Source organism: Faecousia intestinalis, from assembly GCF_040096185.1.
Taxonomy (GTDB): Bacteria; Bacillota; Clostridia; order Oscillospirales; family Oscillospiraceae; genus JAZOXB01.
On sequence record NZ_JBBMFF010000259.1, the window covers coordinates 1 to 12109 of the forward strand.

At 63.9% G+C, this 12109-nt stretch carries 13 protein-coding genes and 2 tRNA genes; 4 read left to right on the forward strand and 11 right to left on the reverse strand.

The window, feature by feature from the left end; translation table 11 throughout:
• Window positions 1-262, forward strand: a 262-nt coding sequence (locus WMO66_RS12660) for a hypothetical protein (RefSeq protein WP_349136788.1), incomplete at its 5' end; no start/stop codon positions are given.
• 61 nt (window positions 263-323) lie between these two features.
• Here WMO66_RS12660 and WMO66_RS12665 read toward each other — a convergent pair.
• The 10 genes from WMO66_RS12665 to WMO66_RS12710 form a co-directional block, all read right to left on the reverse strand.
• Window positions 324-1013, reverse strand: coding sequence for a flavodoxin family protein (locus WMO66_RS12665; protein WP_349136789.1), 690 nt, complete (start codon window positions 1011-1013; stop codon window positions 324-326).
• On the reverse strand, window positions 1010-1450 hold the full coding sequence (gene fabZ, locus WMO66_RS12670) for a 3-hydroxyacyl-ACP dehydratase FabZ (protein WP_349136790.1): 441 nt from the start codon (window positions 1448-1450) through the stop codon (window positions 1010-1012). The genes WMO66_RS12665 and fabZ overlap by 4 nt, the downstream gene beginning before the upstream one ends.
• A complete protein-coding gene (locus WMO66_RS12675; protein WP_349136791.1) occupies window positions 1447-2178 on the reverse strand; it encodes an SDR family NAD(P)-dependent oxidoreductase in 732 nt (243 codons plus the stop codon). Before WMO66_RS12675 ends, fabZ begins: the two co-directional genes overlap by 4 nt.
• Complete coding sequence (locus WMO66_RS12680) at window positions 2175-4313, reverse strand: beta-ketoacyl synthase N-terminal-like domain-containing protein (protein WP_349136792.1); 2139 nt, start codon at window positions 4311-4313, stop codon at window positions 2175-2177. Before WMO66_RS12680 ends, WMO66_RS12675 begins: the two co-directional genes overlap by 4 nt.
• Complete coding sequence (locus WMO66_RS12685) at window positions 4314-4562, reverse strand: acyl carrier protein (RefSeq protein ID WP_349136793.1); 249 nt, start codon at window positions 4560-4562, stop codon at window positions 4314-4316.
• A gap of 69 nt (window positions 4563-4631) precedes the next feature.
• Complete coding sequence (gene accA / locus WMO66_RS12690; RefSeq protein ID WP_349136794.1) at window positions 4632-5444, reverse strand: carboxyltransferase subunit alpha; 813 nt, start codon at window positions 5442-5444, stop codon at window positions 4632-4634.
• Window positions 5445-5450: 6 nt separating this feature from the next.
• The gene (gene accD / locus WMO66_RS12695) at window positions 5451-6293 is read right to left on the reverse strand and encodes an acetyl-CoA carboxylase, carboxyltransferase subunit beta (protein WP_435387804.1); all 843 of its coding nucleotides are present in this window, start codon (window positions 6291-6293) and stop codon (window positions 5451-5453) included.
• Window positions 6278-7207, reverse strand: a complete 930-nt coding sequence (locus WMO66_RS12700) for an ACP S-malonyltransferase (RefSeq protein ID WP_349136796.1) — start codon at window positions 7205-7207, stop codon at window positions 6278-6280. The genes accD and WMO66_RS12700 overlap by 16 nt, the downstream gene beginning before the upstream one ends.
• A 154-nt stretch (window positions 7208-7361) precedes the next feature.
• Window positions 7362-7895 carry a cysteine hydrolase family protein gene (locus tag WMO66_RS12705; RefSeq protein ID WP_349136797.1) on the reverse strand — a complete coding sequence of 178 codons (534 nt, stop codon included), beginning with the start codon at window positions 7893-7895 and terminating at the stop codon, window positions 7362-7364.
• Window positions 7892-8887: an alpha/beta fold hydrolase gene (locus WMO66_RS12710; protein WP_349136798.1), complete on the reverse strand. Its 996-nt coding sequence runs from the start codon at window positions 8885-8887 to the stop codon at window positions 7892-7894. Before WMO66_RS12710 ends, WMO66_RS12705 begins: the two co-directional genes overlap by 4 nt.
• 101 nt (window positions 8888-8988) lie before the next feature.
• Between WMO66_RS12710 and WMO66_RS12715 the strand changes: the two genes are divergently transcribed.
• Together WMO66_RS12715 and WMO66_RS12720 are read left to right on the forward strand one after the other, a co-directional pair.
• A complete protein-coding gene (locus WMO66_RS12715; protein ID WP_349136799.1) occupies window positions 8989-9852 on the forward strand; it encodes an alpha/beta hydrolase family protein in 864 nt (287 codons plus the stop codon).
• A 44-nt stretch (window positions 9853-9896) separates the two neighbouring features.
• Window positions 9897-9972 (forward strand) — tRNA-Thr (locus WMO66_RS12720).
• A gap of 860 nt (window positions 9973-10832) precedes the next feature.
• On the opposite strand, the gene WMO66_RS12725 is transcribed toward WMO66_RS12720, so the two are convergent.
• Window positions 10833-10909 (reverse strand) — tRNA-Arg (locus WMO66_RS12725).
• Between the two features lie 161 nt (window positions 10910-11070).
• Between WMO66_RS12725 and WMO66_RS12730 the strand changes: the two genes are divergently transcribed.
• Window positions 11071-12081: a TraB/GumN family protein gene (locus WMO66_RS12730; protein ID WP_349136800.1), complete on the forward strand. Its 1011-nt coding sequence runs from the start codon at window positions 11071-11073 to the stop codon at window positions 12079-12081.
• Window positions 12082-12109: the final 28 nt, after the last annotated feature.

Here is a 12109-nt window from a genome sequence, read left to right on the forward strand (position 1 = left end):
ACGAAGGGCACGCCCTTCGCACGTTTGCGAGCCGAGCGGTATTTTCTCCGACGTACACGCCGCCGGAGAAAATGATTCCCACTTTCTTTGCGCTTGCGAGCGCAAACTCTGCGAGGCTTTTCTCCCGGCTGAAAGTTTCGGAGGGAAGAAAAGTGTGAAACCGTCAGGGTTTCCTTTCGCGTTCAATAGCCCGCCGCAGCGGCAGAATTGCAAAATTATGCTACAAAAATTACATTTTGCAATTCTGAAAGCAGCTTGGTAAAAATCCCAAAGGGACTTTTACCAAGCTGGAAACGGATGCGGAGATGTTCCGCATCCGTGAATTATTCGTCGATGATGCTCCAGTGCGGGCGTGTGATGCGCTCGAACGTGGCATCCGAGAGGATGGGCCGCGCCAGCCGCGCCGCCGTGTCGTCCGCGATGCGGCCGGTCTGCGCGACCTCGCGCCCCGCCTGCGCCGCATCGGCCAGATAGGCGCTGACCTGACGGTGGCAGGCATCGATGGCGAACAGCTCGCCCTGCGGGCAGAAGATCGCCTGATAGCCGGGCGCATACTCGGCATAGGCCGTGCGCACCGCCGCATACAGGCGGTCGATTCCCGTGTGCCAGCAGGTGGAGATGAGCACAAGGCGCTTTTCGAGCATGGCGGGGTCGCGCAGCTCGTGCACGGCCCGGCTGCTCCATCCATAGGCCTTGGTATAGGGCAGGCAGCGGTCCGTCAGCGTCTTGAGCGTGCCCGGAATGCCATAAAAATACAGCGGGAAGCTCTCGACGACGACATCAGCCGCCGCAATGGCCGCATAGACCCGATCCATGTCGTCGCGCTGCACGCAGCGGCCGGGCGTTTTCGTCCAGCAGCCGAGGCAGCCCGTGCAGGGCCGGATGTTCAGATGGCGCAGCTCGAGCAGCTCCGTCTGCGTCCCCTCCGGGAAGCCGGAGAGAAACGCGCGGGTGATGGCCATGGTGTGGCTCTGCTCGCCCTTCGGGCTGGCGTTGAGGACGAGGACTCTCATGCGTAGATGGAATCCTGCGCCACGGCCGTAAACATCAGCTCACCCTTGGCGCGCACGCCGCCGTCGCAGGAGATCGTCACGTCGAACGTGTAGACTCCCGCGCCGCCGCGCACCATCTCGGCATGGATCTCCAGCCGGTCTCCGGGCACAACGGGACGGACGAATTTGAAATCGCGCACCTTCAGCAGCACATAGACCTTGCTGTCGTCGCTGCCGTCAGCCTCGATGACGAGGGAGCACAGCTGCGCGGCGCTCTCGATGAGCAGGACGCCCGGCATAATGGGCAGGCCGGGCATATGGCCCTGAAAATACGGCTCGTTGACGGAAACACACTTGATGCCGTCGGCGCTCTTGCCGGGCTCCAGCGCCGTCACGCGCTCGATCATCTGGAACGGCGGACGCTGACGGATGTGCGCATTGATCTCCAGCAGATTCACAGGCTCAGCCCTCCATCGAGGATGAGCGTCTGGCCCGTCAGGTAGGACAGCGTCGGGTCGCACAGGGTGCAGACGGCGTCGCCGACCTCCTCCGGCTTGGCAAAGCGGCCCATCGGCACGGACTTGAGATAGCCCTCGCGCTGCTCCTGCGGGATATGGTCGAGCATCTCCGTCTCGACGAAGCCGGGGGCGACGGCGTTGACGCGGATGCCGTAGGGCGCAAGCTCCTTGGCAAGCGTCGCCGTGAGCGCATTGACCGCGCCCTTCGTCGCGCTGTAGACGCTCTGGCCGGGAATGGCCAGCACGGAGCTGACGGAGGAGATGTTGACGATCACGCCGGACTTCTTCTTGAACATCTTGAGCGCCGCCTGCTGCGCGCAGTGGAAATAGCCCTTGATATTGATATCGAGGCTGCGGGTCAGGGAATCCTCCGTGAGCATCATGAGATAGCGGTCGTCCACGACGCCCGCATTGTTCACAAGGACATCGAGGCCGCCCATTTCGCGCACGACGGTGCGGAACATATCCTTGACCTCCGGCAGCTCGGCCGTGTTGGCGCGGACGGCCAGACTGCGCACGCCGAGCGCCTCGATCTCCGCGACGACCGCCTGCGCGGCGGCCTCGTTGGAGACATAGTTCACCGCGACATCATAGCCGCGTTTGGCAAGCGCCAGTGCGCAGGCTCTGCCGATGCCGCGCGACGCGCCGGTCACAAGTGCAATGCTCATGCTTCTTTCCTCCCAACGATCACGCAGCTGACGCTGCCGGTCCAGCCGGTGGCCAGCGCAGCAGCCGTGCGGCACTCGCCGGACGACACGGCGCGGCAGGCCTCTGCCAACGCCAGAGCGGCGGAGGCCGCGCGGGCGTCGCCGGTGCGGGCCTTCATCTCCTGTGCGGTGAACAGGCGGTCGACGGCGGTCAGGCCCGCGTCCTGCAGGGCCCCTGCCAGCGTGCGGTCGACCTGCTCCTGCGCAGGCTCCGAGCCGTAGCGGGCCGCCTGATGCGTCCCGGCATAGCCGAGAATTTCGGCGTAGATCCTTGCGCCGCGCGCCTGTGCGGCAGCGGCATCCTCGAGGAGCATCGTCACGCAGCCCTCGCCGACGACATGGCCGGGCAGCGGCAGGTGCGAATAGACCTCGGTGATATTTTCGGAATTTTCGTCCGTTCCGGCGGCAAGTACGGCGTCGACCGCGCCGGAGCGCAGCTCATCGCAGGCACAGATGACGCTCTGCAGGCCGGCCTGCGTGCCGTTGGCGATCGTGGCGCAGAAGCCCTTCAGGCCGGTGAAGATGGACAGGTAGCCGCCCGCCGCGTTATACACGGTATGCGGGAAGCTGAAGGCGCTGCCCGCAGCCGGGCCCTTTTCGCAGACGGTCTTCTGGAACGACGTGATCTCGGCCATGGGGCCGTCCGCCGTGCCGATCGTGCTGCCGACGCGGGAGGCGTTGTCCGCATCGATGGTGAAGCCCGCATCGCGCAGGGCGTCCACGCCGCTGAGGACCTGCATCTGGCTGAAGCGGTCGAGCTTGCGGTAGAAGCCGAGCTTCACATCGCGCGCGCCGAAATCCTCCGGCGTCAGCTCGCGCTGAACGCTCGCCGTGCCGTCCGCCTCGGACAGCAGCTCGCCGATGCCCGTCACGCAGATGCGGCGCTTGCCGGTCTGCTCCGCCGGGTGCGGCTTTTTCGAGAAAATGATGCTGGCGTTCGTGCCGCCGAATGCGAACGAGTTCGACATGACGTTCTCCAGCTCGCGCTCGCGGGCGACGTTCACAACGCAGTCGAGGTTCCCGGCCTTTTCGGCCAGCGGGGCCAGATCCGCCGGGGCATAGCCCATCGTCGGAAGAACCGTGTTCTCCGTCAGCGCCTTGACGCTGAGGACGGCTTCGATCGCGCCCGCCGCGCCGAGGCAGTGGCCCGTCATGGACTTCGTCGAGCTGACGGACGGAGCCGCGCCCTCGAAAAGCGTGTGCAGCGACAGGAACTCCGCCGCGTCGTTCTTGGCCGTGCCGGTGCCGTGGGCATTGATGTAGCCGATGTCGCCCGCTTCCGTTCCGGCGTTGACCATGGCGCGGTGCAGCGCGGCCATCTGCCCCTCACCCTGCGGCTGCGGCGCAGTGATGTGGAAGGCATCGGAGCTGACGCCCCAGCCCGCCACCTCGCAGTAGATCTTTGCGCCGCGGCGGATGGCGTGCTCATACTCCTCCACGACCAGAACACCGGCGCCCTCGCCGAGGGAGATGCCGTTGCTGTGGTTCAGAGGAGAGCAGGGGCCGGCCGAGAGCGCATGCAGCGCATTGAAGCCCGCATAGGCAAGGGATGAGAAGGCATCCGTGCCGCCCGCGAGAAAAATTTCGCCGCGGCCGAGGCGGATGAGGTCGCACGCATACGAAACGCTCATCGTGCCCGCCGCGCAGGCGTTGACAATGTTCGCCGTTTCGCCGTTCGCGCCGAGCGCGAAGGCAGTGTTCGCCGCAATGGCGGAGGCGGACATCTTCAGAACATCCTGCTCCTCCGTGCGGCCCTGCAGCAGGCCGGTGTAATAGTGGTCGATGCTCGCAGCGCCGCCGACGCAGCTGCCGAGAATGACGCCCGCCTCGCGGACGGCGCTGTCCGTCAGCCTGCCGTCGCGCACGGCCTCGTGGGCCGCATGCAGGCAAAGGCGGACGGAGCGGTCATATTCGGGCGCAGGGAGATTCTCACAGTGCACCTCCGCGCCCACATGGGAGACGCAGCCCTCCGTCGAGACGGACTTGACCTCGTCGATCCCGGTTTTTCCGGCGCAGATATTCTGCCAGCAGGTATCCACGTCGTTACCGGCGGCACAGATCAGGCCAAGGCCGGTGATGACACAACGCTTTTCCATTTACTGCTCCACATGCTCCTCGACATAGGAAGCCAGCGCGTTGATGGTCTGGAAGTGCTCGCGGTCCACGCCGGTCATGTCGACGCCGAACAGGTCGTCGATGCCGGAAATGATCTCGAGGGAGTCCACGGAGTCCAGGCCGATGTCGCCGCCGAACAGCTCGGCATCGTCGTCCAGCATGTTTTCGGGGATGCGCAGGTTCTCGCTGATCATGTTCTTGATCTTCGCTGCAATTTCAGTCTTCGTCATGGTAATCTATCTCCTTATTTCGGTATTTCATAATATGATACTCCGGCGTATCGGCCGGAATGTCTCGCGTTAATGCTCCGTAAAGCGGACAATACTGCCGTTTTCCTCATACACGCCGATGCGGCGGTAGCGGCGGTAGCGCTGCTCGAGCAGCTCCTCGGGCGTGAGGGCGCACAGCTCGTCGAGGTCCATCGTGAGCTGCACCGTCATGGCGGCGCACATCTGCGGGAAATCGGCGAAATTCTCCGGGATGATCTCCTCGGCCACATGCAGGTCGACCATATCGGCCGCCGTGATGTGCAGGCACTGCGCGGCATCCGCCACGCGGCCGGAGTCCTTCCAGAGGATGCTGGCACAGCCCTCCGGCGAAATGACGGAGTAAACGGCGTTTTCCAGCATATACACGCGGTCGGCCGCAGCCAGCGCCAGCGCGCCGCCGCTGCCGCCCTCGCCGATGACGACGGAGATGACCGGCGTGCGCAGGCCCATCATTTCCAGAATGTTCTCGGCGATGGCCTCGCCCTGCCCGCGCTCCTCGGCCTCCGCGCCGCAGTAGGCGCCGAGCGTGTCGACGAGGCAGATAACGGGGCGGTGGAATTTTTCGGCCTGCTTCATCAGGCGCAGAGCCTTGCGATAGCCCTCCGGCATGGGGCAGCCGAAGTGGTTGCGCATGCGGCTGTCGAGGTCCGCGCCCTTGTCGATGGCGATATAGGTCACGGGACGGCCGCTGAGCGTGCCAATGCCGGAAATGATGGCCGGGTCCTCGCCGAAGCGGCGGTCGCCGCACAGGTCGAGGCGGTTTTCAAACAGCGCGGCAACATAGGCCGCACCCGTCGGACGCCCGGCGTGCCGGGCCTCTTTCAAACGTTCAAAAGCATTCATTTTCGCTCATCCTCCGTGCAGATAGAGCAGGTTGCCCAGCGTGACCGGCAGAGCGCGCCGCTCGATCACCGCGTCGACAAAGCCATGCTCGCGCAGGAACTCCGCGCGTTGGAAATTGCCGGGCAGCTGTGAGCCGGTCGTCTGCTCCACGACGCGGCGGCCGGCAAAGCCGATGAGCGCGTTCGGCTCGGCGAGAATGATATCCGCCTGCATGGCAAACGAAGCCGTGACGCCGCCGGTCGTCGGATCGGTCAGCACGGCGATGTACAGAAGCCCCGCCTCGCTGTGGCGCTTGACCGCGCCGGAGCACTTGGCCATCTGCATGAGGGACACAACGCCCTCCTGCATCCGCGCGCCGCCGGAGGCCGTGAAGCCGATGACAGGCAGGCGCTGGGCCAGTGCGAACTCAAACAGACGGGTGATCTTCTCGCCCACGGCAGAGCCCATGGAGGCCATGATAAAGCTGGAATCCATGACGAACGTCGCGCAGAACATGCCGCCGATGGCGGCCGTTCCGCACAGGACGGCCTCGTTCTCGCCCGTCGTTTTGCGGGCCTTTTCCAGCTTTTCGGCATAACCGGGGAAGCTCAGAAAATCGACGCTCGTCACATCGGCATCCAGCTCCTGGAAGCTCCCGGCGTCGAACGTATGCATGATGCGCTCGCGCGCATTCATGCGGAAATACGCGCCGCAGGCCGGGCAGATCATCGCGCCCTGCTCCACGGCCGTACGGCCGCTCTCCGTCTTGCACTTCGGGCAGACGTGCGTCTGCGGCACCGGGCGCACCGGAGGCACGGGAGGCAGCTCCGTGCGGCTCTGCGTATATTCGCGGATCAGGTCGCGGAGCAGCACAGCAGTCCCTCCTCCTGCAGCTTTGCCAGACCGGCAAGGCTGTCGACCGCAAAGCTGCGGCATTCCGGCAGATTCTTGCGCACGAGCTTGCACAGCACCATGCCCGCGCCGCACTCGACAAACGTGTCAAAGCCCTGCTCGTTCAGATGGCGCAGCGTCTCCTTCCAGCGGACCGGATGGTTGATCTGCTGCGTGAGCAGCTCGCGGACATTCTCGCCGTAGGGCTCGGCCGTGCGGTTGGCATAGGCCGGAAGCGCGGGCTTCTGCAGGGGCGTGTCCGCGAGGATCGCGCCGAACTCCGCCGAGGCAGGGTCCATATACGGCGAATGGAAGCCGCCGCTGACATTCAGCGGCATGCTGCGGCCGCCTGCGGCCGCGACATCGGCATACAGGCGCTCCAGCTCATCCCGGTCGCCCGAGACGGCGATCTGCCCGTCGCAGTTGTAATTGACCGGCCAGACATGGTCATAGGCGGCGCAGAGGCGCTCGACCGTCTCGTCCGGCAGCTTGACAATGGCCGCCATGGAGGCGTTGACGTTTTTCCCGGCCCGCGCCATGCTTGCGCCGCGCGCGCAGGCAAGGCGGAAGCCCGTCATGCCGTCATAGGCCCCGGCAAAGGCCAGCGCCGGGATCTCGCCGAGCGAGAAGCCCGCAACAGCCTCCGGCTGCAGGCCGCTGTCGCGCAGGGCGTAGGCGGCGGCAAGATCGGCCAGGTACAGGCAGGGCTGCGTGTTTTCGGTCTGGCGCAGCTCGTCATCGCTCCCGGCGAACATCTGCTGCAGCGTGCCGGGGCGAAGCTCCTCCGCAGCGTCAAACAGTGCGCGGACGGAGGCAAAATGTTCATAGAATTCCTTCCCCATGCCGGCGCGCTGCGCGCCCTGCCCGGAGAACAGAAAAGCGGTCTTTCCCATAGTCGACCCTCATTTCTCGACAGTTTTCGTTTGTAGCCACTATAGCAAAACCCCATTGCTTTCGCAATGTGCATTCCCCGAAAGCTGCGCTATTTTCATACGCCGCCGTCGAAATGTCCAAAGAAATATCCTGTTACAGCTTCATCCCGAGCTGTCACTTCGCGTCGGGTGCAATATTTAACACGTCGATCTGACAGCACTGCATCGCAGAGAGCGCATTGCGGTGGTTCTCGGGCGTCACGCCCGCGCAGCAGGCCGCATCCACGGAAACGGGAAGCTCCGGGCAGAAGGCCTTGCACAGCAGGGCGTTCGAAATGACGCAGATATCCGTGCACAGGCCGACGAGCTCCACGCGGTCGATCTCGCCCGCCGCGAAGCGGCTGCGCACCAGCTCGCCGAGGGCAGTGGAGCCGAACGTCGGCTTCTCGATCCGCCCTGCCTCCGCCCGGACGGTCAGGCCGTCGGCCAGCGCGTGGCCCCAGGTGCCGCGGATGCAGTGCGGCACGGGCAGCCTCTTGCCCTCCTGCGTGGCAAGGTAGTCCTCGCCGTGGGTGTCGAGTGTATAGACGACGGCATCCGCCGCTGCGATCTTCGCATTCACATGCGGCACGATCGCCTGCGCCTCCGCCGTGCCCAGCGCACCGGTCACGAAGTCATTCTGCATATCGACAACGATAAGTAAGGTCATTTTGTCTCTTCCTTTCCGTATCCGGCCGTCAGGCCGAAAAATTCCAGAACTGCGCCCAGGAACGCCGCCAATCCGGCATTTCCGGCGTTGTACAGCTCGTGCTTTTCGTCGGGGAATTCCAGCAGCCGCCCCTGCGGCAGGCGCGCGGCCAACAGGCGCTGCTCCCGCAGGCTGACCTGCGTGTCCCGCCCGGCGCTGCACACCAGGACCGGGACCTGCACTCTGCGGCAGGCGCGCGGGCTGAGGACCCGGCTGCGCAGGGCGAGCGATTCATAGACCCAGCGGTTCGACGCGCCCATCGTCTGATAGGCAGGACACTCTGCGCGGCAGTCCATGGCGGCGCGGAAACGGGCGCGGCTCGTGCAGCCGCTGCACGAAAATTCGGCGTTGGGATCATAAGCGCCGGAAAACAGCGGGCTTTTCTCCCGCTCGCCCCGCCGCAGCAGCACGCGGGCACAGCCGAGCGCCAGCCAGTACGGCGCGCGGCCCGTCTGCGGGCAGAGCATGGGCGAGCACAAAACGGCGCGTGCAGCGCAGTCCGGCAGCTCCTGCAGAAGACGTGCGGCCACGCCGCCGCCCATGGAGTGGCCAAACAGCAGCGGCCGCTCCGGGACGATATCCCGCAGGAAGCAGGCCATATCGCGTACATAGTCCTCGAACCGGTCGACATGCACGATGCCGCCCTGCCCGTGGCCGCGCAGCACCGGCAGCCAGACCGTGCAGCCCGCCTGCCGGAGATAGCGGCACAGCTCCCGGTATTTTTCCGGAAACTCCGTGAACCCGTGCAGGAGGACCACATGGGCACGCGGCCGGTCTGCGTGCACGGCCTGCCACGGCAGCTCCGTGCTGTCAAAGCCGCGATAAGTCCCCGCCGTGCGGTGCGGCTCCATCTCCCGCTCCGCCTCCCGGAGCCATGCGCCCAACGCCGCCTCCGGCGCGAGTGCAAACGGAAGCTCCCCCATAGCTGCGCCCTCTTTCTCTCTTCTTCCCATCACAGGATTTCTTATTATAGCACAGCGCGGCGGAATTTCCTAGAACGCGGTTTGAAAATCGCAAAAAACGGGCATACCCTCCAAAAAAGGAGGGCAAAAAATTGCTCACGCTGTTTCTCTTGACCGTTCTGATCTATCACCGCTGCTTCCGGCGCTACGACGCCGATCCGGAGCCGGAGCTCGGCCTGCCCGCGAAAAGGCTCACGTTTTTGAGTGGGCCGAACCGCCTGCAGGGCTACTTATGCGGCACGGGGGACACGCTCGCCGTCCTCGCGCCAGGGCTTGGGAACGGAGCGTTTTCCTATGCGCCGCAGATCCAATGGCTCGCCAGAGCCGGGCTGCGCGTGTTTTCATTTGACTACACCGGCTGCTACGGCAGCACGGGCCGGTCGTGCCGGGGCTTTCCGCAGGCAGCGGACGACCTGCGCGCCGCGCTGCGCTTTCTGGAGGAAAACGGCCGCTTCGGCAGCCGCCGCCTCGTCCTGCTCGGCCACAGCATGGGCGGCTATGCCGTCTGCTGCGCCCTGCCGGGAAGCCGGGTGGATGCGGCCGTGTGCATCGGCGGGGTGAACAGTCCCATGGAGGCCACGCTCTCGCCGGTCCTGCACCACATCGGCGTGCTTGCCTATGCGCATTATCCGGCGCTGTACCTCTATCAGGCCGCGCGCTTCGGACTGCGCGCCCTGCGCCGCACCGCCGCACAGGCTGCCGCCGAGTCCGGGACGCCGCTGCTGCTCGTCGGCGGCGTGCACGACTGGATCGCTCCGCTGCACCGCAGCTCCATTCTGGCCCATCTGCACGCGCTGCCGCAGGCGCAGGCCCTGCTCTGGGCCGAGCCGGAGCACGACGGCCACGCCGACCTGCTGTTCGGCGCGACCCGCAGCGAGGCCAACCCCGCCCTCATGACACAGATCGACCGTTTCCTCCGCCCCGAAAAATTCGACGAAATGAAAAAAAGTTGTTGACAATTTTCTATCCTGCTGATATAATAGCAGAGCTGTCAGGAAATGCTGCTATAGCTCAGCAGGTAGAGCGCATCCTTGGTAAGGATGAGGTCTCCAGTTCGAATCTGGATAGCAGCTCCATAAATGCTCCGAGACTTTCGAGTTTCGGAGCATTTCTTTTTATTGCAAGATAAACTGGAGACCTCATCCCCTGCGCGAAGCGCATTTCAATTCGAGGTCGCTCCGGGCTCCCGCGGAGCCTGCTCCGCGGGACATGGACTCCAGTTCGAATCTGGATAGCAGCTCCAGAAACCTTCAAAGCCTTCGGGTTTTGAAGGTTTTTCTTTTACCGTAAGCAAAACTGGAGACCTCATCCCCTTGCGCGAAGCGCATTTCAATCCGAGGTCGCTCCGGGCTCCCGCGGAGCCTGCTCCGCGGGACGTGGACTCCAGTTCGAATCTGGATAGCAGCTCCATAAATGCTTCGAGACTTTCGGGTTTCGGAGCATTTTTTTATTGCAAGATAAACTGGAGACCTCATCCCCTGCACAGTTTTACGCCAGACTTTCAATTCTGGCTGTAGCGGCGCTCATTGAGCGCCTTGCAGGCAGGCAGTATTTGCAGCACGCATTGTATGGTGTGAGGCCTCCAGATTTGTCATTGCGAGGAGCGAAGCGACGTGGCAATCTCGCAGTACCATATCGGATATCACGAAAGCTCCGGCGAAACCGTAACTGCCTTCCCGAGATTGCCGCGTCGGCCTGCGGCCTCCTCGCAATGGCACATCAGGGCGGTGTGGCGGTGCACCAGCGCCCTCACACGGTTGAATATCCCTGTACAAGGCGGTCACTGACCGCCGCTGCAGGCACAAGATGCAAGCGGTTTGTTCGTTTTGATCGGCGGCCTGTTCATATCGGCAGTGCCGGGCCGTTCTCAACAAAACAGCACTGTTTATTCCGCAGACATAAAAAATAACCTTTGCCTTACGGCAAAGGTTATTTTTGGTACGCCGGAAGGGACTCGAACCCCCGACCTACTGGTTCGTAGCCAGTCACTCTATCCAGCTGAGCTACCGGCGCGTACGCACTCAACGTGCTCCAATATACTACCACAACGCCCCACAAATTGCAAGCACTTTTTTCGAAAATCGCGAGAAATTTTCCGCAGCCCCTTTGGCGCTTGACAAACGCCATCGAAATCCCGTACGATAAGGAAAACGATTCAGAAAGGACCGCTGCCCATGAAACGTACCCTTGCCATGCTGCTGGCCCTCGCGCTGCTGCTCCTGTGCGCCTGCTCCGCCGCGCCGGAGCCGACGCAGCCCGCAGCGGAGCCGCCGGTGGAAACGGCGGAAACGCTCCCCGACCACGCCGCGCAGGACGATGCGGCATCCGAGCCAGCACAGCCGCTGTTCTGGCAGGTCAGCGGAAACGGCTATTCCGGCTCGTTCTACCTGCTCGGCTCCATCCACGTCAGCGACGGCCTCACCTATCCGCAGGAGCTTCTGGACGCCTATGCCGCCTGCGACACGCTGGCCGTGGAGAGCGACGTTCTCGCGCTGGAGGCAGACCTGTCGGCGCAGGTCGAAATGATGCGCTGTCTTGTCTACACCGACGGCACGACCATCGACGCCCATCTGGACGCGCAGACCTACGCCGACGCGAAGCAGGTGCTGACGGACCTCGGCGGCTATCAGACCATGCTCGACCACTACATGCCCATTTTCTGGTATTTGCTGGCAGGAAATCTGGCGCTGGCGCAGACGCGCTTTTCGCCGGACGGCGGCGTGGACCGCTATTTCCTGCAGATGGCAAAGGCCGACGGCACGGAAATTTTGGAGGTCGAGCAATACACGGACGTCTACCGCGCGCTCGGCGCGCTGTCCGAGAAGACGCAGGTCTACGCTCTGCAGCAGGCCATCCGTCCGGAGGTCCTTGCCGCCACGGAGGAGGACGCCGCAGCGCTGCTGGATGCATGGTGCAGCGGCGACGAGGCCGCGATCATCGATCTGCTGGAGGCTGAACCGGATGAGCCGCTCACGCCGGAGGAAGAGGCAGCCGCGGAAGAGTTCGGCCGCACCCTTGTGACGGACCGCAACGCCGCCATGATCCGGGCGGCGGACGAAGCCCTGCGCGCCGGGAAGAACGTGTTCTATATCGTCGGGATCGCCCATATGTTGGGCGAGGACGGCATTGTCGAAGGGCTCCGCCAGCTTGGCTATACCGTCACGCAGGTATCATATACAAGTTAAATTTCATATCAAACGGGCCGCTGCGATG